The sequence below is a fragment of the Sphingomonas populi genome, from assembly GCF_004208535.1.
GTDB classification, from domain to species: Bacteria; Pseudomonadota; Alphaproteobacteria; order Sphingomonadales; family Sphingomonadaceae; genus Sphingomonas; species Sphingomonas populi.
Map to the genome: position 1 here is coordinate 1 of NZ_SGIS01000033.1, position 20,938 is coordinate 20,938.

The following is a 20,938-nucleotide window of genomic DNA, read 5'->3' on the forward strand; positions in this document are numbered from 1 at the left end:
GCGGTCGCACCGGTCTTCGCCGGACGGGGGTGGCCGCCGTGTCAACGCGGTGCGTAGCGGCGGAATCATATATGCGGGGTGTTGATGTTCGAAGATGGCATAGTGTGCCGGGTTTCCCGGCGCGTTCAGGTCGCGATGAAAATCGCTGCAATGCTGGGTGTCGCCACGAGCCTCGCCGGCTGCGGCGCAACCAAGACTCCAGGGCAGCTCATCGTCAAGGGTGACAAGTTCGAGGTCACTTTACAGGAATATGACCAGGTTTTGCGACAAATGCCGCCGGTCATGAAGGAGTCGGTCGCGCCGATGCGGCGGATACTGCTCCAGCACCTCATCGACGAGAAGCTGCTCGCGGAAGCTGCGGTTTCAGCGGGGATGGACGACGATCCCGAGACCAGCCAGGCGGTCGCTGCCGCGAAGCGCGCGATCCTCGCGCAAGCCTATCTCCGCAATCTGACCGGCAAGTTGCCGAAGGCGGATCCGAGGGAAATCGAGACCTATTACAAGACGCATCCCGCATTATTCTCGAACCGGCGTCGTTTTCTCATCGAGGAATATGTCCTGACGAGCAATATCCCGGATATCCGCAGCTATACAGATGCCTTCGACCACGGCGATTTCAATGCGCTCTCGGCGATGATCTCGAACAAGATACCCTTTTTGCAGCCGGCGGTCGTCGCGCGGTTCAGCGATGAACTCCCGGAAAACCGAGACGGGGCGCTCGAGAAGCTGACCCCGGGATCGAACATCGTCTATCAGTCACCGGGCCAGGTCCACCTTGGCCGCATCCAGTCGATCACGGTCGAGCCGGTTCCTTTGGAAGCGGCAACCGGGCGGATTGAGCAAAGCCTCGCGGCCGATAGGGCGGCGGACATCGCGCAAGCCACGGTGAAGACGCTACGCAAATCCCGCAACGTCGAAATTCTCAACGCCAATTTGAAACAAGCGGTCGCCGAAGTCTCGCCCAAGGCGCCACAGTCGTGAGGCGGGTCGTCTGCGGGCTCGCGCTCTTCGTATCGGTGGCCTCTTCCGTGGCGCAGGCGCAGACCGCCGCGCCCGGCGCGGTCCCTGCCGTGAGCCACGCCAACGACGCCGCCTATCTGGTCGGCGCGGGCGATGTGCTGGCGGTGACGGTGTATCGCGCGCCCGATTACAACAGCGTCGTCGAAGTCGCCGAGGATGGCACAATCGTGCTGAACGCGGTCGGTCGGGTGCAAGCGTCGGGGATGACGCCGGCGCAGGTCGGCAACGAGATCGTGCGGCGGCTGCAATCGGGCGGGATTTTCCGCGATCCGCTCGTCAACGTGATGGTGCAGACCTATCGCAGCCGCACAGTGTCGGTGCTGGGTGCGGTCGGCAAGCCGGGCGAATATCCGCTCGATCGCGGCGGCCTGACGATCACCGAGATCCTCGCGCGCGCCGGTGCGACGCTGGGCGTCGGCGGTGGCACGGTGCGGGTGGTGCGGCGGGATGGCACGCAGCAGGATCTGCCTGCCGAGCAGTTGCTGGCGGGCGCCGCCAATCAGATGCTGCAACCGCACGACACGCTGATCGTAACCGAGAGCGCGACCTTCTACATTTCGGGCGAGGTGCAGCGACCGGGCAACTTCCCGCTCGAACCGGGGTTGACGATGGAACGCGCGATCGCGCTGGCCGGCGGCATCACTCAGCGCGGCGCGCGTAGCCGGCTCAAGGTGACGCGCCACGAGGGCGCCGCCGACGCGATCGTCCGCGCCAAGCTGCAAGACCCGGTGAAGCCGCGCGACCTGATCCTGGTCGGCGCGCGACTATTCTAGGCGAGGGGCGAGAGTGTGACTCCCAGGCATATCGGCAGAATATTGTTCGAAAAGTGGCGGATTATCGCCGCCTGCGTCGCGGTGTCGCTGGCGCTGGCGGTGCTGAACCTGGTGGTGACGCGGCCGATCTACAAATCGACCGCGACCGTGGTGGCAGGGGTGCGCGCGCCGGAGACGATCGGGCCGCAATCGGTCGCCGAGCAGCTTTCGGCCGACTATCTGCTGACGCAGGAGGACATCCTCAAGAGCGACCGCGTCGCGCGGCAGGTCGTCACCGATACCGGGTTGGCGAGCGTACCCGACGCGGCGCGCCAGTTCGGCTGGAAGCCCAAGGACGGCGCGCTGCCTGACTTCCTCGCGCGCCAGCTTCGCGCCTCGCTGATGATCGATTCGAGCGCGGTCAATTCGCGGGTGATGGAGATCAGTTTCCTCAGCGGCGATCCGCGCTTCGCGGCGACGATGGCCAATGCGTTCGCGGCGGCATTTATCGACGTCAACATCCAGCTCCAGGCCGATCCGGCGCGTCGCACGGTCGCATCCTATACCCGGCAGCTCAATGACATGAGCCGCACGTTGCATGAGATGCAGGCGCAACTCGTCGCCAAGGAGGGTGCGCTCAACCTCGTCGCCGGCAGGGGCGAGGCCGATCCCGACAGCGCGCGGCTCAACGCGCTGTCGACGCAACTCGCGACTGCGCAGGCGCAGAGCGTTGCTGCATCGTCGCATGTCGGTGGCGCGGCACTGCCCGATACGATGGCGAGCGGGGTGGTGATGGGCCTGCAAAGCGAGATCGCCCGGCTGGAAGCGCAACGCAGCCAGCTCAGCGCGACCGCCGGCCCCAACAATCCCGATTATCGCCAGCTCGTCGCGCAGATCACCGCGATGCGCGGCCAACTCGCCGGGCAGGAAGCGCTGATCCGCCGGTCGGCGGCGGCGAGTGCGGCGCAGGCGCGAACCATACAAGCCGGGCTGAGCGGCGCGGTCGCCGCACAGCGCGACCGCGTCACCAAGGTTCGCGCGGCGCAGAGCGAAGTGTCGATCTTGCAGCAGGACATCACCAATCAACAGGCGTCCTACGACCAGATCGCGCAGCGCCGCGCGCAATTGCAGGTGCTCGACACCACCGCGCAGACCAACATCTCGATCCTCTCCCCGGCGACACCGAGCGAGAAGCCGGTGTTGCCACGGCGCTTCGTGACGATGGTGTTTGGTCTCGTCTTCGGCGTCGCCGCGGGCATAGTGCTGGTGATCGGCATCGCCTTCTTCGACCGTCGCATCCGCTTCAGCGGCGAGATGGAAACGTGGCTCGGCATCCCCGACCTCGGCAGCATCCGCATCAGCCCGCCGCAACCGCTGCGCCTGCCGAGGATGGTGGCTGGCCTGCTGCCGAACATGAGGGTTGAGGAATGAAGTACAACAGCCGCGAGTGGGACGAGCTGTCGGTGCGGATCGCCGACCTGCTCGTCGCCGAGGCACGGGTCGACGATGATCGGCCAGAGGAGGCGGCGAGATTGTCGCAGGATCGGACCGTCTTATTCCGCCGCGCCGCTGCGATGCTCGGCGACGCCTCGGTCGGAGCCGGGCAGAGCGCATGGTCGCCGGCGACTGGAACCGGCAGCGCGAACGTTGCCGACGATCTGTTCGTGCTGAAAAGCCCGCATTCGCCGCGTGTCGCCGATCTGCGGCGCGTCGCGCAGACGTTGGCGATGCGTTGGTTCCTGGCCGAACCCAAGCACAAGGCGCTGTCGATCATCAGCGCCGACCGGCGCGAAGGGCGCACCGCCGTGGCCAGCAATCTCGCCTGCATCTTCGCGCAATCAGGCGTTCGCACGCTGCTGATCGACGCCGATCTGCGCAATCCCGCGATCCATACCAAGTTCGGCTTGGCGGACCCGGCGTCCGGGGTGATTCACCGGCCCGTGCGTGGTGTCGAGAACCTGTCGGTGATCCCGGCGGCGACGCTGACCGAACTGCGGTACGACCGATTCATGCAGTCCGCGCTGCAATCGCTGATCGAAGCGATGGGCGACGCGTTCGAGGTGATCTTCGTCGATACGCCGGCGGCGGCGACCTCGAACGAGTATCAGATCGCCGCGCTCGCCACGACGGGCGCGTTATGCGTGACGCGCGCCGGCGCGACCCGCGCGCGCCGCTCGTCGCGGATGCTCGATCTGTGCGAAGACGCCGGCATCGCGATCGTCGGCGGCGTGATGTTGCGGTCATGATGCCGGGCGCCACCGCCACGCTAGACTCGGTCTGCGCGCAGAAGGATGCCGTGCCGCCCGCCGTGCTTGGGCGCAGCAATGTCGCGCTCGGGCTGATCCTGTTCGGGCTGATCGCGCTCTACGTGCCGGTGCTGATCGAATATGGCGCGTTGCTGCTGTGGAGTGAGGACGACAATCATAGCGGGTTGCTGCTCGCTTTGGTGCTGTTCGGGTATTGGCGCGATCGGCGCGCCTTCACCTGGTCATCGACCCAGCGTGAACAGATCGCCGGGGCGGTGGCGATCTTCGCCGCTCTGATCCTGTACTTTGTCGGCCGCGTTACCGATTCGGTGCAACTTCAAGGCGTGTCGCTGCCGATCGTGATGACCAGCCTCGCGCTTGCGACCGGCGGGACGGCGCTCGCGCGACGGTGGCTGCTGCTCGCCGTGTTGTTGATCTTCATCGTGCCGTGGTTCGGGCCGATCGCCGACGCGCTGCTGGTGCCGCTGCGACTGGCGCTGACGCATTCAGCCGCGCGGCTCGCTGCGGTGCTGGGCTTTCCGGTGACGACCTCGGGCGTGTTCATCTATGTCGGCTTCGTCCAGCTCAACGTTGCGGGCGCCTGCGTCGGGCTGCGCGCGATGGTGTCGATGACGGCGATCGGTTTCCTGTTCCTGCATTTTTTTCCGGCAAGGTCGCTCGGTGCCGGATTACTGTTCGTGGTGCTGATGCCGGTGATCGCACTGGCGGCGAATTTCTTCCGTGTGTTCGCATTGATCCTCACTGCGGCGCTGTTCGGTGTGTCGGGTGAAGCGATCGTCCATGATGTCGCCGCTTATGTCGAAGTCGGTGTGGTGCTGACCGCGTTCATGGTGCTCGGCCGCGCGTTGGGGCCAGTGGAGGCGCAGGCATGATCCGCCGTCGCGATCTGTTGGGCGCCGGGGCGTTTGCCGGGCTTGCTGGTGTCACGTCCGCAGGGGCGATCGGCTTTCGGCGGGCGCAGCGCACGGTGCCGCCGGGGGGCGATGTGGTGCTGACACAGTTGCCGCCGCGCCTTGGTGTGTGGCAATTGCAGGCGTCCAGCGCGGACATGGTCGATCCGATCGAGATCGACGTGGCCTTCGCGGCAGCGCTCGACATGTACGACCGCGTCGTCGAGCGCGATTATGTCGCGCCAGCGCTGCCGCGTATCATGCTCAACATCGTCTACAAGCGCGAGCTTCGTCAGGAGGACAGGTTCCACTGGCCCGAATTCTGTTACGCGACCCAGGGCTTCAAGGTGCGCCGACTGGCGCCACTCGCGCTGGCCAATGGGCCGGTGGTGACGCGCTTCATCGGCGATCGCGCCGGGCGCAACGAACTGGTCGGCTATTTTATGCGGATCGGGGACGCGCTGCCGGCGGGGTCGCTGGCGGTGCGCGCCGCCTTGTTCCGCCAGAGTCTGGCGCTGCGCCTGCCGGACGGGGTGATGGTGCGCGCCTCGTTCCTGACCGACGAGCTCGAAAGCAACGATCCGGCCGACGCGGACAAAATGCTCGCCGGGTTTTTCCGGGCGCTGCTTGCCGGCGCGGAACGGCCGCTTTGGGAGATGCTGGTCGGTGATGCGCGTGGGGCGATACAACAGCCTGCGACCGGTTTTCAGTTCTGACGCCGTACCGGCAGATCGGTGCTCGCATGCGTTCATACGCACGGATCAAATGATTCCGTATTGGCATGTTGCTGGATGTCGATTTTAAAACTGAGTGTAGGCCGAAGTCGATACGTCCAAAATGGCTAAGTCACACGCTTAAATGCGGCTTAGATCATTGACGTAAAACTGCAAAAATCATAAAAATACGTCCAAGATCACTGCAATAGTGGTCGCGATACTTACAGTAATTCAATCTCAAAATGAAAATGCGATGCGCGTATTGCGAATTGCAGGTAACGGTGCGCGAAAATTGGGGAAATCCGTTATGATACATCGAGCGCGGGAGAATGTCGCACGGTCGGTTCGCTTCGAGCAGCCGCTTGTCATCGCGCATGTCCAGACGCGGATGAACCGATCTGGGGGGGCGGAGGAGAATACCTGGGCATCGTGTGTCCATCAGGCGCAATCCGGGCATGTCGTGCATCTGTTTTGCGGACGATCATCGGATGTCGAGGAATATGCGGCGCGCGGCACGCCGGTCCGGGTGCATCTTGTCGACGAGATGGTCCGCGACGTGTCCGCGCAAGGCGACATCGCCGCTTACCGCCGGCTGTCGGCCCTGTTCGGGGAAATCCGGGCCGACGTCGTGCATACCCACACCAGCAAGGCAGGTATCGTCGGCCGTCTCGCGGCGAGCAACGCCAAGGTGCCGGCGATCGTTCACGGTGTCCACATCCTGCCGTTCAGCAATGTCGGCCTGGCCGAGAAGGTGGTCTATCTCGCGGCGGAACATATCGCCGCGCCGATGACCGATCATTTCATCCACGTCAGCCACGGCACGCGCGAAGCCTATGCGCTCGCGCGGCTCGGCGGGAATCGGCTGCACTCGGTGGTGCGCTCGGGAATGGACATCGACCGGTACCAAAACGCAGCATGGCCCGAAGACTGGCGGGGTTTGATCGGGGTCGCACCAGACGCCGCCAAACCGCGCACGATCCTGATGATGGCAGTGCTGGAGGCGCGCAAGCGGCAGGCCGAGTTCATCACCGGTTTCGCCCGGGTGACACAGCGGGGTGAGGACATCCGGCTGCTGATCGCCGGGGACGGACCCGATCGCGACAGGCTCGCCGCGTTGGTCGCGGAGCTCGATGTCGGCGACCGGGTGAAATTGCTCGGGCATCGCTCGGACCCCGAGCGCCTCGTCGCGCTTGCCGATCTTTGCGCGCTCGCGTCGCTTCGGGAAGGCCTACCCCGGACGATCGTGCAGAGTCTTGCAGGCGGCAAGCCCGCAGTGGTCAGTCCGTTACGGGGTATCGAGGAAATCATCGAGAGCGGCGTCAACGGGATCGTGGTGCAGCGTACCGACGCGGAATCGGTCGCGCGCGAGGCGGCGAACTTGGTGCGCGATGACATGCGGCTTGCACGGATGACGCATGCGGCGTCGTCTGTAACGGTCGACGGCTGGAAGTTCGCGTCGATGTTCGCACAACTCGACCAAGCCTATCGCGAGACCCTGGCGCTGCCGCGCGTCGCGGCGCGACTGGCTGCGCGCGACGCCGCGCGCGGGGAGCAGGAAGTCTATCGCTGGGCATGATGCGGCGTGGCGGCGAGGTTCGGGAGAGGATGCCGATTGGCAAAAGCCACGGTGACAGGGGTTTCGAGACATGAAGGCATTGGACATTCGCGGCGTGATCGGCAGTGCCCGATCGTCGCTGGCCGCGCTGCTGCTCGCGCCGATGCTTGGGTTGTGGCCGTCCGTCGCGTCCGCCGACAATGGCTGGAGCGAGGCATTGCGCGGCAGCGGGTTCGCGTTCGGCACATCGAAGCTGATCTTCGAAGACACGTTCGGCAGCGCGCACACCTTCAAAGGGCCGATCCTGTGGGCGAAGCAACATGCCGATATCGGGCTGGAAAAGTTCGATTCGGCAGGTGGCCTTGCATATGCGACCTCTGGGGGAATTCTGACGCTGCGCGCCTACCAAGCTGCGGACGGAATCCACAGCGGCACCGTCCAGTCGACCAACGCCAATCAGGCCTATCAGGGCGCGCAGATTGTGCCGGGCACGAACGGCTTCACCTGCGTGGGCTGCTATTTCGAGGCGCGCGCGCGCTTCCCGAATGCGCGCGGCACCTGGGCGAGCTTCTGGCTGCTGACGCCAGACGATCCGCGCCAGCGCGGCCATCTCGAGGTCGATGCGATCGAATATTTCGGTGCGGGTGACAAGCGCGGGCATCATCACTCGATACATCGCTGGGGCCCGCAGGAGCCGGGTGGCCATATCAAGCGATCCGATTACACCGGCATGGACGCGATCGCCGATTTCGGCTGGCATATCTATGGGGTCGATCTGCGCGGGATCGCGACGCTCGACGGAAAGCGGGCTTTGGTCGTGTACATGGACCGCAAGGAAGTCGCGCGGATCGCCGCGGACGCCGACTATTTCACGCGACCGTTTTACGTCAACATGACCCTGTCCATCAATCCTCAGGATAGTGTCAGGACACTGCCGCAGTCGGTCTCCTTCGATAATGTGCGGGTCTACAAATAGCGATGTATCCTTCGTCTGAGGGGGCGGCGATGCGCTCGATATACGACGGCAGCGAAGGCGGCGCGGCGCGTTCGGCCCTGCACCCAATCGCCGGTACAATGGCGGATCGATCCTTGATCCTCGCCGTGGCGACCTATTTCCCCGACAGCTATGGCGGTGCGGAGCGGCAGGCGCGCATTCTCGCCGAGGCGCTGGGGCGCAAGGGCGTGACGGTGACGTTGGTCGCGCCGACGCTCGCGCGCGACGTGCCGCTGGAGGAGCCGACCAGCTTCGGGTGCATCGTGCGCAAACGCGTGCGTGCCTGGCCCAACCTTGGTGGCCGCAACATCCTGTCGTTTCTGGCGTGGAGCCTGTGGGTGCCGTGGCGGCTGCGCGGCCCGGAATGGCGCGGCGTTCCGGTGTATGTGTTCCACGCGCGGCTGCACGCGCTGGGGCCGGCGCTGGCGGCGTGGCGCAACGCTTCGCCGCTGCTGGTGAAGCTCGGTGGCGGCGGCGAGGCGTCCGAGTTCGCGGCATTGCGCGGCAAGAAGTTCCTGTACGGGCGGCTGGTCGAAGGGTTGCTGCGGCGGCGGGTCGATGTTTTCGTCGCGAACAGCAAGCAGATCGCGACCGAATTGCGAAAACTCCGGGTCGCGCCAGCTCGGATAGCGGAGTTTCCCAACGGCGTCGCCTTGCCGCCGCTCGACGACCTGCACCGGGCGCTCGCCAAACGCGACGGGCGGGGTTTCATCTATGCCGCGCGGCTTCACCCCGACAAGAATGTCGGTGTGCTGCATGATGCGGCGACGGCGCTGGCGGCGGCCGGTGTAAAGCTGCGCTTGCGGCTCGTCGGCGACGGCCCGGAGAAGGACCGCTTAGAACCGCTCGCGTCCGCCGGATCGCCGGTGACGTTCGCGGGCTTCGTCGCCGATGTCTATCCCGAGTTGCAGGCGAGCGACTTCTTCGTGTGCGCGTCGCAGCGGGAGGGGCAGTCGAACGCGTTGCTGGAAGCGATGTCGGCGGGCGTCATCCCGATCGTGTTCCGGGCAAGCGGCGTCGCCGAGGTCATATCGCACGGCTGGAACGGCTTCATCGTCGAAGAGGCGACGCCGGATGCCTTTGCGGAGGCGATGCGTCAGGCGCTGGCGCTCAGCCCGGCGGCGCGGCGTGAAATGTCGCTCGCCGCGCGGGGCTTCGCGCAGGACAATATCGGTATCGACGCGATTGCGGAACGCACGCTGGCGGCGATCGCCAGCGTGCGACCTGACCCGCGCGCGAGGGCGCCCCAGCCGGTGCGCGGTAGGCTGATCGGGGAAGGCGGGGCATGAGGTTTCACGCGCTCGATTCCTGGCGGGGCGTGGCGGCGCTGCTCGTGCTGTTCTTCCATTTGTCCGCCAATGGCGCGTTTTATGCCTTCCCGCCGGTGCGGCATGGCGGCCTGTCGGTGCCGTTCTTCTTCGTTCTGTCGGGGTTCGTCATCACCCATGCTTATGGCGCACGGCTGGCGGGCGGAGGTGAGGGCCGCCGGTTCGTCGTGCGGCGGATCGGGCGGCTGTACCCGTTGCATATCGTCACGCTCGGCGCGCTGGTGGCGCTCGAACTGGTCAAATGGGCGCTGGTGCGGATCGGCTTGCCGAGTGGCCAGCCACCGTTCGTCGGCGCGAACGGCATTGGTTCGCTGATCGCCAATCTGTTCCTGTTGCAAGCGATCATTCCGCTGCCCGACTATAGCTGGAACGGCCCGAGCTGGTCGATCAGCGTCGAATTCTACACCTGCCTGCTGTTCGGCGCGGTCGCCGTGACGTTTCGCGGGCGGACGATCGTGCCGGCGGTGCTGCTGGTCGGCTTGGCGGGCGCCGCGCTGGTGGCGCTGGAGCTGTACCGCCCGGACTGGCACGAAACGGAGTTCAAGGGGCTGGCGAGTTGCATCTGCGGCTTCTTCGCCGGGCACGTCGTGTACCGTATCTTCCAGAGCCTGCGCGGAGTGCGGCTTCCTTATGCGACCATGTTTGAGGTGGCGGCGGTCGTGCTGATCGCCGGGCTATACTGGTTCGCGCCGCTCGATGGTTTCTCGTCGATCCTCGTCTTCGCGCTGGTGGTGCTGGTGTTCGCTTTCGAGGGCGGCGCGGTCTCGCGCGTGCTTGCGGGGCAGCCGTGGGCGTTGCTCGGCAAAGTTTCCTATTCGGTGTATCTGCTGCATTTCGTGCTGCTGTCGGTGCTCGGCGGGGTCGTCCGTGCGGCGCAGAGCGTGCTGCATGTGCCGCTGTATCGCGATGTTGGCGGCGTTACGCTGATAGACTTTGGGCCGCCGGGGACGATGGACCTGCTGGCTTTGGCCTATGCGGGGTCCGTGATCGGGCTGGCGGTGCTGAGCTATCGCTGGATCGAGCTGCCCGGGCAGCGGCTGTTCGAACGCTTCGCCCGACCGAACCCGGTCGCGCCGACGCGGTCGGTCGAAGCGCCGGTCGCCTGAGCGATGGCCCTGTCCCTGCCAGATGCCCGGCCAATGCCGGAGCCTGTCGCGCCGCCAAACGTGGCGGTCATCATGACGTGCTATAACGAAGGTCCGTATATCGGCGCGGCGGTGCGCAGCGTGCTCGACCAGAGCCGGGCCGAGTGGATCACCGCGATCGTGATCGCCGACGACGGATCGGACGCCGAAACGCTGGCGGTGCTGCGCGAGATCGAAGCGTGGGATGCGCGCATCCGCGTGCTGTACGGGCCGGGCGGCGTCGGTCTGCCGGGTCAGCGGCGCACGGCCATCGCCGAGACCGATGCGCCGGTGCTGGCGATCCTCGACGGCGACGATCTGTGGACGCCCGACAAGCTCGAACGGCAACTGCCGGTACTTGCCGGCGATGCCACGATCGGGCTGGTCTATGCGGATTTCTGCGTCTTCCCCAACCACAACCTCGCCGCCGCACGCCGCGCCGGCGTGCTCGACATCACCGGCCATGCGCGGCTGTCGCACACCTATTTCCTCAAGGACCCGCCGATCATCCCGTCCACCACCTTGCTACGCCGCACCGCTTATGATGCGGCGGGCGGGTTCGATGCGGCGGTGCGCGTGTTCGAGGATACCGATTTCTACCTGCGGCTCGCGCGCGTCACGCGGTTCGCGCTGGTCGATGCGCCTTTGCTGTACAAGCGGCAGCGCGGCAGCAGCATCACCGGCGGGCGCAGTGACCTGATGGCGCACCACGCGTTCGTCGCCTTGAAGGCGGCGGCGGAGGAGCCGGCGCTGTTGCCGCTCGTCCCGCGCCGGCTGGCCGAGCGGGCGCGCAAGCTCGGCAACCAGCGCTTCCTGCTGGGCGACCGCGCCGGCGCGGTGCGGCTGTTGCGGCTGGCGGTTCGGCTCGATCCGCTCAACCGGCGGGCATGGCAATCTTTGCTCGCCGCGACCGTGTTTCCCGCGTTGGCCTTGCGGTTGCTCGGCAGCGGCGGGCGCGCGCGGCAAGCCGCGCTGGGGGCGATGTGATGTTGCAGCGGTCGGGGCGAACCGTCGTCATCATCACCTGCGAATATGCACCGTTCGCTGGCGGGATCGGCACCTATTCGGTCGAACTCGCGCGTGCGCTCGCCGACGCCGGATGCTGTGTCGTCGTCGTCGCGCCAGCCTATGACGCCGGCACGGCGGCGTTACCCGAGGAGGTCGAGCATCATCTCATCCTGCGCCACCACGCCATCCCGCCGCGCGCGGTGCTGGCACTGCTCGCAATCCTGCGGCGCTTGCCCGCCGGCGCGATCGTGCTCGCCGCCGATATCCGCAGCCTGTTGCTGGTGCGGATGCTGCAACCGCTGCACCATCGCCGCTACCGCGTGATGGTCCACGGCAGCGAGGCGAGCAAGTTCCGCAGAGGCGGCGTCATGTTCGCGGCCGCGCGCAACGCTTATCTCGGCGCCGAACTGGTCGCCTATAATTCGCGCGCGACGCGCGACATCTTCCGCGCGCAGCTCGGTCAGCCCCGGCGTGAAGCGATCACCTATCTCGGCGTCGGGGGCGACTGGTTCGATCCGCCGGCGCGCGGCGTGTTCGGCGATCCGGCGCTCGCCGCGTTGCCGCAGCATGCGCCGCTGTTTTGCAGCGTCGGCCGGCTGGAGCCGCGCAAGGGACATGTCGAAACGCTGGCAGCGCTCGCGATGGCACGCGACCGGCACGGCATGGTGGACCCGGTCTATGTCGTGATCGGTCGCGCCGAGGATGACGGCTATGCGCGCGCGATCCGCGATGCGGCGCGCGATGTCGGTGTGCGGATCGTGATGCCGGGGCGGCTCTCGATCGATGATATCAAGCGCGTCTATCGCCGTGCGGCGGCGCATCTGCTGTTCGCACGCGCGCTGCCGGGCAAGATCGAGGGCTTCGGTCTCGTGCTGCTCGAAGCGGCGGCGCAGGGCTGCCCATCGATCGCCGCTGCGACTGGCGGCATTCCCGAAGTGCTGGGGGATACCGGATCGCTGGTCGCGGACGGCGACATCGAGAGCTTCGCCGCGAAGATCGCGATGTACGCGGGCGACGCGGCGTTGCGCGCCGAATGCGGTGCGGCGGCGCGCGACCGGGCCAGCGGCTTCACTTGGGCGAAGTGCGCGCGGGACAGCGTCCCGGAACTGCTCGGCGGGATCTCCGCATGATAGGGAGAGACAGAATGCCGACGCTGACGAACGACGCGAGTCCGCGTGCCGGAAGCGCCCATGCGGCGTGCCTGCTCGCCGGCCTCACGCTGGCCGCGCTGCCATCGGTAGCGCAGGCGCAAAGCCACGATCTCGCGGCGACCGCGTCGATCCGGTATGACGACAACCTCTATCGCGTCCCCTCGGGCTTGCGGAAGACGCTGCCCAACAGCGGCGAGGAAGTCGTCACCTATCTCGTCGTGCGCGGCGGGGTGGCGACGCGGATCGGCGTGATTGCGGTCAACCTCAAGGGCACGGCGGGGCAGCGCATCCATGCCTACAACCCGCGCTTCAACGCGCTGAATTATGCCGGCAGCGCATCGGCGACGTACAAGACCGGGCAGGGCCAGGTCGATGCGACGGCATCCTATCTGCATGAGCCGGTGGTGTTCGACGACGCGTTCATCACCCACAAGACATTGCGCTCGACCGCCGATGTGACCATCGTCGCCTCGCGCAATCTGCTCGGCAATTTCCGCGCGGTCGGGCGCGGCGGCTATCAGCGGTCGGCGATCGGTAGCCGCGAGCTTGAGGCGAACGGCACCCGTATCGTCCGCGTCTCGGGCGGGTTCGGTTATTTCTCGCCGACCGGCAACAGCATCACGCTCGAATATTCGGAGCAACGCGCGCACGGTCTCGCCACCACGCAGGTTCAGACCGGGGCCGGGCTGGCGGCGTATCGCAGCGATTTCCGGGAGCGGTCGATCGTCTCGTACATCGATTATCAGCTCACCGGCATCACCAGCCTACGCGGCAGCTTCGGCTATGCGTGGCACGACGATCGCTCGGTGCTCGACAAGGATGGCCGGGGTATCCAGGCCGATATCGCCCTGGTCTGGTCGCCGCTGCCGGGCCTTGTCATCACGCCGAGCTTTCGCCGCGGCTTCTCGACCGAGAGCCGGGTGTTCTCCAACGGCGTCCAGGTGACGAGCTACGGCATCAGCGCGAGCGAGACGTTGTTCGGCCGGGTCAATTTCAATCTCGGCGTGAGCCGGGGGAGCCGGCGTTTCCGCTACGACGTGCAGGCGCCGGCGGCGCTCGCGCTTGACCGCAACGAGGTGACGACGCGCGCCAGTGCCGGCATCTCCTATGTCACCGGCTCCAAATTCGCGCTGAACCTCGCCTATGAACATGCGCAGCGCGACTCTACCAGGGTCGCCTTTCCCTATGTCGCGGATGCGGTGACGTTTTCCGTTACCCGCGCGTTCGGCTCGTGATGCGACCGACATCGCGCCAAATCTGTAACCTTTTACCCATATCGCACACACAACCGGGGGAATAATCCATGAAGGTCACGATGATCGGTTCAGGCTATGTCGGCCTGGTATCGGGAGCCTGTTTCGCCGATTTCGGGCATGACGTGGTGTGCGTCGATAAGGATTCCGCGAAGATCGATGCGCTCAAGGCGGGGCGCATCCCGATCTTCGAACCGGGGCTGGATCAGCTCGTCGCCAGCAACGTCGCGGCCGGGCGGTTGTCGTTCACGACCGACGTGACGGCGGGCGTGGCGGGCGCGGATGCGGTGTTCATCGCGGTCGGCACGCCGTCGCGGCGCGGTGATGGCCATGCCGATCTGTCCTATGTCTATGCCGCCGCCGCCGAGATCGCGCAGGCGATCACCGGCTTCACCGTCATCGTCGACAAGTCGACCGTGCCGGTCGGCACCGGCGACGCGGTCGAGCGAATCATGCGCGAGGCCAACCCCGACGCCGATTTCGCGGTGGTCTCCAACCCCGAATTCCTGCGCGAAGGCGCCGCGATCGACGATTTCAAGCGGCCCGACCGCATCGTCATCGGCGGCGATGATCCGCGCGCGCTGGAGGTGATGCGGCAGGTGTACCGCCCGCTCTACCTCAACCGTTCGCCGATTGTGGAGATGAGCCGGCGCGGCGCGGAGCTGACCAAATATGCCGCCAACGCCTTCCTCGCGGTGAAGATCACCTTCATCAACGAGATTGCCGATCTGTGCGAGAAGGTCGGCGCGGACGTGCAAGAGGTCGCGCGCGGCATCGGCCTGGACAACCGGATCGGTGCGAAGTTCCTCCATGCCGGGCCGGGCTATGGCGGGTCGTGCTTCCCCAAGGATACGCTCGCCTTGCTCAAGACCAGCCAGGATTACGACGCGCCGCAGCGGATCGTCGAGGCGGTGGTCACCGTCAACGACAACCGCAAGCGGGCGATGGGGCGCAAGGCGATCGCGGCGATGGGCGGCGACGTGCGCGGCAAGACGGTGGCGGTGCTCGGCCTCACCTTCAAGCCCAATACCGACGACATGCGCGATTCCCCCGCAATCTCCGTCATCCAGACCTTGCAGGATGCCGGCGCGACGGTACGCGCGTATGATCCCGAGGGGATGGAACAGGCGAAACGGGTGCTGAGCGACGTCGACTATTGCGGCAACGCTTATGAAACGATGGAGGGGGCCGATGCGCTCGTCATCGTCACCGAATGGGATGCGTTCCGCGCGCTCGATCTTGATCGGGTGAAGGGCTTGTTGTCGCAGCCGATCCTGGTCGATCTGCGCAACATCTATCCGCGCGACATGGTCGAGGCGGCGGGCTTTTCCTATACGGGGGTGGGCCGGTGAGCCGTTCCGACCCAGTGCTCGTCACCGGCGCGGCGGGCTTCATCGGCCACGCCACCGCACATGCTTTGCTCGCGCGCGGCGAGAGCGTGATCGGCGTCGATATCGTCAATGCGTATTACGATCCGGCGCTGAAAGCGGCGCGATTGGCGACATTCGAAGGCGTGCCGAATTTCAGCTTCCACAAGCTCGACATCGCCGATGCCGCCGCGATCGCCGCGCTGGTGCGTGACAATACAGTAAAGCGGATCGTCCACCTCGCCGCGCAAGCCGGGGTTCGCTACAGCATCGAGAACCCGTTCGCCTATGAACGCTCCAACCTCGCCGGGCATCTGTCGCTGCTTGAGGCGAGCCGGCACGCGCCCGATTTCGAGCATCTCGTCTATGCCTCCTCCTCGTCGGTCTATGGCGACAAGCCGATGGGCGGGGCGGGCTTTACCGAGGACGAGCCGGCGACCGATCCGGTCTCGCTGTACGCCGCGACCAAGCGCGCGTGCGAGTTGATGAGCCAGAGCTATGCCAAGCTCTACGGCTTCCCGCAGACGGGGTTGCGGTTCTTCACGGTCTACGGCCCGTGGGGTCGGCCCGACATGGCCTATTTCGGCTTCACGCAGAAGATCCTCAAGGGCGATGCCATCGACGTCTACGGCGAAGGCAAGATGGCGCGCGACTTCACCTATATCGACGATATCGTCGATGGCATCATCGGCGCGCTCGATCATCCGCCGGCAACGGGCGGCCACCGTGTTCTCAACATCGGCGACAGCCGCCCGGTTGGGCTGATGGAGATGATCGACGCGCTTGAGGCCGCGCTCGGTCAGACTGCGAAGAAGATCATGCGGCCGATGCAACCCGGCGACGTAACCGCGACCTACGCCGACGTGTCCAAGCTGCATGCGCTGACCGGCTACCACCCGCAGGTGATGCTGGAAGATGGACTCAAGCGCTTCGCCGCCTGGTATCGCGCCTTCTATGCGGTGCCGGGATAATATCGAAAGGGTGTCGATCTCCTCCGATCCGTGTCATACGAGCGCTCCGGCGTAACGAGCGCTTTCAGGGATCGGTGTATCGGATGGCGAAGTCGCGGAAAGAGTCCATGTCTCAAGCCGGGTCGTCGGTTGTCCGGTTGCCCCGTCCCGGCCAATCCGGCGATGCGCGAGGGACGGCACGCACCGCCTCGAAGCGGCCGCAGGCATCGCGGCGTAAGCCCGGCGGCATGTGGGAGTCGGTTCGCGGCAAATGGCTGTACCCGGCCATCCTCGCGGGCATGTCGATCGCCGTGCGCCTCGTCAGTCGCAAGAAGGACGAGCTACGCTGATCCGCTGACGGCCGATGGCGTGGACGGCCAGTGCGCCGGATTCGCAACGTAGCTGGAACGTGCGGGGCCGTCGCGTTCGCGGCCGTTGAGGACGCACCAGATCGCGAAGGCGTCGAGATCGATGATGACACGGCGCGAGACGAACCCCTCGCGTTTTAGCCTGTCCTCGATCGCCTTCGCCTGCCGCTTCCATGCATCGAACGTCTCAGGGAGGTCGTGCGCGTCCGCCATCATGTCGAGCGCACGCGCATAGTCGGCGCGGCGATACCAGACGAGTCCAACCGTAGCCGTCGGCATACTGTCCTCCATGTCACTCCGCTGCGGGTGCCGAGACCGAGGCGCGGCGGATCAGGGTCGAGCGGAACAGCGACGGTTCGCTCACCGCCGCATCACTCTCCTGCGCGGTCATGCCCGCGATCAGTTTCAACGCCGCCGAGCGCGCCATTGTTGCGATCGGCCAGCGCACCGTCGTCAGCGGTGGCCACATATGCGCCGCGATCGGCGTGTCGTCGAACCCGATCACCGACAGGTCGCGCGGCACGGTAAGGCCGCGCTGGCAGGCCGCGTGGATGACACCCGCCGCCATCTCGTCGTTGCACGAGAAGATCGCGGTCGGGCGCGGCACGACGTCAAGCAGCCGGTCGGCCGCGACCAGCCCGGATTCGAAACGATAGTCGCCGTCGGCGATCATGCTGCGCGGGAGCGCGATACCGGCGTCGCGCATCGCATCCTCGAAGCCGAGCCGGCGTTCGCGCGCCGAGCGGAAGCCGTGCGGGCCTGATACCAGCCCGATGCGGCGATGCCCGAGGTCGATCAGATGGCGCGTCGCGTCGCGCACCGCCTCGCGATCGTTCGAGGCGACCATATGCTCGTCGCTGTCGAGCTCGGTCGATCCCATCCGCACATAACGGCAGCCAATATCGGCGCACAATTTGGCGATCACGTCATTCTCGCTGATCGGCGGCATCAGCAACACGCCGAACGGCCGCTGGCGTTCGAGGAAATGGCGCAGATCGTCGAGCATGGTCAGCGAGCCGCGGTTGAGCGGGCGTACGATCATCTCGAATTCGGTATCGTACAGCGCTTCGAGCATGCCCTGCTGCACGTTCATCACGGTCTGCGCGTTGGGATTGTCGTGGACGAGGCCGATCAGGAAATTGCGCCCCAGCGCCAGCGCGCGCGCCTGCGGGTTGGGGATATAACCGAGGTCGCCGATCACCTCCTCGACGCGCTTGCGGGTATCTTCGTTGAGCAGCGGCGAGCGGTTGATGACCCGGCTGACGGTCTTTTTTGACACGCCGGCGATCCGCGCGACATCGTTGATGGTGGGCTGGCCGGTCTTCTCCATCCCGCTTGCATAGACGCTGCTAATGGCGGGAACCAGTCTCGGCGGGATGCTTGTCATTGACACCGGTTTCCATTACACATCTTTGCCATATCGGACCGAGAAAGGGATGCGGTGACGCCGGACAACAATGCAGAGCGGATCGCGCGATCGTTCACGGACGCGCGCCGCGCCGGCGTGGCCCTGCCGGAATTTCCCGGCCGTTTCCCGGACTCGCTGGCGCAGGCCTATGCCGTGCAGGAGCGGGCAATCGCGCTGTCGGATGCTCGGATCGCCGGGTGGAAGGTCGGCAAGATCAGCCCGCCGTTCGACGGAGTCGATCGGCTCGCCGGCCCGATCTTCGCCGATCATGTCGTGCCGGCGACCGACGATCTTGCCATGCCGATCTTCGCGCAAGGGTTCGGCGCTGCCGAAGCCGAGTTCCTGCTGCGCATCGGCACCGCGCCCGACCCAGCCAAGATGCGCTATACCACCGAGGAGGCGACCGCGCTGATCGACGCGGTGCATGTCGGCATCGAAATCGCGAGTTCGCCGTTTCCGGGCATCAACGATCACGGCCCGACCGTCACCGTTTCTGATTTCGGCAACAACAACGGGCTGATCGTGGGCGCGGCGATCGACGATTGGCGCGACGTGGATCTCGATGCCTGGCCCGTGGAGCTGTGGATCAACGACGCGCTGATCGGCAGCGCGACGACCGCGACGATGCTCGACGGCCCGTTCGGCGCGGCGCGGTTCCTGTTCGAACTGCTCGCCGCGCGCGGCATTCCGGTCGAGGCCGGGCAGTGGATTTCGACGGGCGCGGTTACCGGTGTCCATCCCGTCGCCGCAGGGGACCGGGTGCGCGCGGATTTCGACGGGCGGCTGGCGGTGACGTGCGGGATCGTTGCGCTATAGCCTAGCGAACTCGATCCATATCAATCAGGTTTTGCGGAACGCGGCACGTTGCAAAGTGTTGAGGACACAGGCTTTCGAGCGCGTCTGCGGAACCGCCGACGTCGCATCGCGGCCCTTGTCCATTGACATGACGAGGCCTTCCATGACCGACGAAACCACCCGCCGCGCGATGTTAAAAGGCGCGGCTGTAGCCGGCGCCGGCCTCGCCGCCGCGCCTGCGCTGGCACAGACGGGCCGCACCGCGCCCGATCCCACGACCAAGTTCCCCAGCGAGCCGTTCCCCGAGCAGAAGCAGCCGTGGCCGGCGCTCCAGCGCGACATGAAGCCGGTGCCCGATTGCGGCGAGGCGAGCTATCGCGGCAGCGGGCGGCTGGCCGGGCGCAAGGCGCTGGTGACGGGCGGCGATTCGGGCATCGGCCGCGCGGCGGTGATCGCCTTTTCGCGCGAAGGCGCCGATGTCGCGATCAATTATTATCCGACCGAGGAGCCGGACGCGCAGGATGTTGCCAAGCTGCTGCGGGGTGAAGGCCGCAAGGTGGTGCTGATCCCCGGCGACCTCACCGATGCGGCGTTTTGCGACGGCCTGCCGGCCAAGGCGGCGAAGGCGCTGGGCGGGCTCGACATCGTCGTCAACAACGCCGCCTATCAGCAATCGAAGGCGTCGATCGCCGAGATCACGGCGGAACAGTTCGACCGCACGATGAAGACCAACGTCTATGCGATGTTCCACATCTCCAAAGCGGCAGTGCCGCTGATGAAGCCGGGCGCGTGCTTCATCAACACCGCCTCGGTCAATTCGGTCGATCCGGGCGAAGAACTGCTCGATTATGCGACCACCAAGGGCGCGATCCTGGTGTTCACCAAGGGGCTGGCCAAGCAGCTTGGCGCCAAGGGCATCCGCGTCAACGCGGTCGCGCCGGGGCCGGTGTGGACTCCGCTTCAGGTCGCGGGCGGGCAGTTGCCGGGCAAGATGGGCGAATTCGGGCAGGACACGCCGCTTGGTCGCGCCGGCCAGCCCGCCGAACTCGCCTCGCTCTACGTCACGCTGGCCGAGAGCGGCACCAGCTTCACCTCGGGCAGCGTGTTCGGCGCGAACGGCGGCACCGGCGTGATCTGAGGCTCAGTCGGTTTCGCCGCGCGCGAAGGCGGCGGCGGCCTCGACCTGATCCGGCGTGGGCGTGACGCCGGTGTAGAGCACGAACTGTTCGAGCGCCTGCAATTGGGCGACATCGGTGCCGGTGATGCGCTGCTTGCCCGCCGCAGCGGCGGCTTTTAGGAACGGCGTCTCCGCCGGCAGCGCGACCACGTCGAACGCGGCGGTGCAGGCCGCGATCATGTCCTGCGGGAAGGCGAGCGCGTCGGCATCGGCGCCGGCCATGCCGAGCGGGGTGACGTTGACGAGCAGCGGTGCGCCTTGGTCGCCGGTCTCGGCGCGCCATGCGAAGCCGTAGGTGTCGGCGATCGCGCGCCCGGCGGCGGCGTTGCGCGCCACGACCGTGCCGGTGGTGAAGCCCGCGTCGCGCAGCGCGGCGGCAACCGCCTTCGCCATCCCGCCCGATCCGCGCAGCAGGAACGGCGTGTCCGGCGCCAGACCGCTGTCCTCCAGCAACGTCCGCACCGCGCTGTAATCGGTGTTGTAGCCGGTCAGCCGGCCGTCATCGTTGACGATCGTGTTGACGCTGTCGATCGCGGCGGCGGACGCTTCGAGGCTGTCGAGCAGCGGGATCACCGCTTCCTTAAACGGCATCGAGATCGCCGATCCGCGAATCCCGAGCGCGCGGATGCCGCCGACGGCAGCGGGCAGATCGGTGGTGGTGAACGCCTTGTAGACGAAGTCCAGCCCGAGCATCTCGTACAGGCGGTTCTGGAAGCGCGATCCGAACGTGCCCGGCCGCGCCGCCAGCGACATGCACAACTTGGTGTCGCGCCCAACCATCGGCTTGGTCATTTCCGGTTTTCCCATGTGGTGAA

At 66.2% G+C, this 20,938-nt stretch carries 21 protein-coding genes; 18 read left to right on the forward strand and 3 right to left on the reverse strand.

All coding sequences use genetic code 11. The features are described from left to right. Nucleotides 1-135 precede the first annotated feature (135 nt). The 16 genes from EWE75_RS18080 (at nucleotide 136) to EWE75_RS18155 (ending at nucleotide 16,725) form a co-directional block, all read left to right on the forward strand. Complete coding sequence (locus EWE75_RS18080; RefSeq protein WP_165388434.1) at nucleotides 136-981, forward strand: EpsD family peptidyl-prolyl cis-trans isomerase; 846 nt, start codon at nucleotides 136-138, stop codon at nucleotides 979-981. Beyond that, nucleotides 978-1,793, forward strand: a complete 816-nt coding sequence (locus EWE75_RS18085; protein WP_130159509.1) for a polysaccharide biosynthesis/export family protein — start codon at nucleotides 978-980, stop codon at nucleotides 1,791-1,793. Before EWE75_RS18080 ends, EWE75_RS18085 begins: the two co-directional genes overlap by 4 nt. 15 nt (nucleotides 1,794-1,808) lie before the next feature. Beyond that, a complete protein-coding gene (locus EWE75_RS18090; protein ID WP_130159510.1) occupies nucleotides 1,809-3,203 on the forward strand; it encodes a GNVR domain-containing protein in 1,395 nt (464 codons plus the stop codon). Beyond that, nucleotides 3,200-4,018 (forward strand): CpsD/CapB family tyrosine-protein kinase, encoded by an 819-nt coding sequence (locus EWE75_RS18095; protein ID WP_130159511.1) that lies wholly within the window; start codon nucleotides 3,200-3,202, stop codon nucleotides 4,016-4,018. Before EWE75_RS18090 ends, EWE75_RS18095 begins: the two co-directional genes overlap by 4 nt. After that, nucleotides 4,015-4,911, forward strand: coding sequence for an exosortase/archaeosortase family protein (locus EWE75_RS18100; RefSeq protein ID WP_165388435.1), 897 nt, complete (start codon nucleotides 4,015-4,017; stop codon nucleotides 4,909-4,911). The genes EWE75_RS18095 and EWE75_RS18100 overlap by 4 nt, the downstream gene beginning before the upstream one ends. After that, nucleotides 4,908-5,645, forward strand: a complete 738-nt coding sequence (locus EWE75_RS18105) for an exosortase C-terminal domain/associated protein EpsI (RefSeq protein ID WP_130159513.1) — start codon at nucleotides 4,908-4,910, stop codon at nucleotides 5,643-5,645. The genes EWE75_RS18100 and EWE75_RS18105 overlap by 4 nt, the downstream gene beginning before the upstream one ends. A 307-nt stretch (nucleotides 5,646-5,952) precedes the next feature. Further along, nucleotides 5,953-7,221 carry a glycosyltransferase gene (locus tag EWE75_RS18110; RefSeq protein ID WP_165388436.1) on the forward strand — a complete coding sequence of 423 codons (1,269 nt, stop codon included), beginning with the start codon at nucleotides 5,953-5,955 and terminating at the stop codon, nucleotides 7,219-7,221. A 70-nt stretch (nucleotides 7,222-7,291) separates the two neighbouring features. Further along, on the forward strand, nucleotides 7,292-8,176 hold the full coding sequence (locus EWE75_RS18115; protein ID WP_130159515.1) for a glycoside hydrolase family 16 protein: 885 nt from the start codon (nucleotides 7,292-7,294) through the stop codon (nucleotides 8,174-8,176). A 29-nt stretch (nucleotides 8,177-8,205) separates the two neighbouring features. Beyond that, complete coding sequence (locus EWE75_RS18120; RefSeq protein ID WP_165388437.1) at nucleotides 8,206-9,483, forward strand: glycosyltransferase family 4 protein; 1,278 nt, start codon at nucleotides 8,206-8,208, stop codon at nucleotides 9,481-9,483. Continuing rightward, nucleotides 9,480-10,628 carry an acyltransferase family protein gene (locus EWE75_RS18125; RefSeq protein WP_130159517.1) on the forward strand — a complete coding sequence of 383 codons (1,149 nt, stop codon included), beginning with the start codon at nucleotides 9,480-9,482 and terminating at the stop codon, nucleotides 10,626-10,628. The genes EWE75_RS18120 and EWE75_RS18125 overlap by 4 nt, the downstream gene beginning before the upstream one ends. Nucleotides 10,629-10,661: 33 nt before the next feature. Next, nucleotides 10,662-11,633, forward strand: a complete 972-nt coding sequence (locus EWE75_RS18130) for a glycosyltransferase family 2 protein (RefSeq protein ID WP_282432713.1) — start codon at nucleotides 10,662-10,664, stop codon at nucleotides 11,631-11,633. Then, the gene (locus EWE75_RS18135) at nucleotides 11,633-12,784 is read left to right on the forward strand and encodes a glycosyltransferase family 4 protein (RefSeq protein ID WP_165388439.1); all 1,152 of its coding nucleotides are present in this window, start codon (nucleotides 11,633-11,635) and stop codon (nucleotides 12,782-12,784) included. The genes EWE75_RS18130 and EWE75_RS18135 overlap by 1 nt, the downstream gene beginning before the upstream one ends. 14 nt (nucleotides 12,785-12,798) lie before the next feature. Next, a complete protein-coding gene (locus tag EWE75_RS18140; protein ID WP_165388440.1) occupies nucleotides 12,799-14,040 on the forward strand; it encodes an outer membrane beta-barrel protein in 1,242 nt (413 codons plus the stop codon). A gap of 68 nt (nucleotides 14,041-14,108) precedes the next feature. Next, nucleotides 14,109-15,410, forward strand: a complete 1,302-nt coding sequence (locus EWE75_RS18145) for a UDP-glucose dehydrogenase family protein (protein ID WP_130159521.1) — start codon at nucleotides 14,109-14,111, stop codon at nucleotides 15,408-15,410. Then, on the forward strand, nucleotides 15,407-16,396 hold the full coding sequence (locus tag EWE75_RS18150; RefSeq protein WP_130159522.1) for an NAD-dependent epimerase/dehydratase family protein: 990 nt from the start codon (nucleotides 15,407-15,409) through the stop codon (nucleotides 16,394-16,396). The genes EWE75_RS18145 and EWE75_RS18150 overlap by 4 nt, the downstream gene beginning before the upstream one ends. 107 nt (nucleotides 16,397-16,503) lie before the next feature. Next, nucleotides 16,504-16,725, forward strand: a complete 222-nt coding sequence (locus tag EWE75_RS18155; RefSeq protein ID WP_130159523.1) for a hypothetical protein — start codon at nucleotides 16,504-16,506, stop codon at nucleotides 16,723-16,725. On the opposite strand, the gene EWE75_RS18160 is transcribed toward EWE75_RS18155, so the two are convergent. Together EWE75_RS18160 and EWE75_RS18165 are read right to left on the reverse strand one after the other, a co-directional pair. Beyond that, the gene (locus tag EWE75_RS18160) at nucleotides 16,717-17,022 is read right to left on the reverse strand and encodes a hypothetical protein (protein WP_130159524.1); all 306 of its coding nucleotides are present in this window, start codon (nucleotides 17,020-17,022) and stop codon (nucleotides 16,717-16,719) included. The two genes, EWE75_RS18155 and EWE75_RS18160, sit on opposite strands and share 9 nt — an antisense overlap. A gap of 13 nt (nucleotides 17,023-17,035) precedes the next feature. Then, nucleotides 17,036-18,073: a LacI family DNA-binding transcriptional regulator gene (locus EWE75_RS18165; protein WP_130159554.1), complete on the reverse strand. Its 1,038-nt coding sequence runs from the start codon at nucleotides 18,071-18,073 to the stop codon at nucleotides 17,036-17,038. Nucleotides 18,074-18,184: 111 nt separating this feature from the next. On the opposite strand from EWE75_RS18165, the gene EWE75_RS18170 reads away from it, so the two are divergent. Further along, entirely contained in the window at nucleotides 18,185-18,967 is a 783-nt protein-coding gene (locus tag EWE75_RS18170; RefSeq protein WP_130159525.1) for a 2-keto-4-pentenoate hydratase, read from the forward strand. Between the two features lie 142 nt (nucleotides 18,968-19,109). Beyond that, nucleotides 19,110-20,084 (forward strand): SDR family oxidoreductase, encoded by a 975-nt coding sequence (locus EWE75_RS18175; RefSeq protein ID WP_130159526.1) that lies wholly within the window; start codon nucleotides 19,110-19,112, stop codon nucleotides 20,082-20,084. A gap of 3 nt (nucleotides 20,085-20,087) precedes the next feature. Here EWE75_RS18175 and EWE75_RS18180 read toward each other — a convergent pair whose 3' ends face one another. Further along, a complete protein-coding gene (locus EWE75_RS18180; RefSeq protein ID WP_130159527.1) occupies nucleotides 20,088-20,915 on the reverse strand; it encodes a shikimate 5-dehydrogenase in 828 nt (275 codons plus the stop codon). Nucleotides 20,916-20,938: the final 23 nt, after the last annotated feature.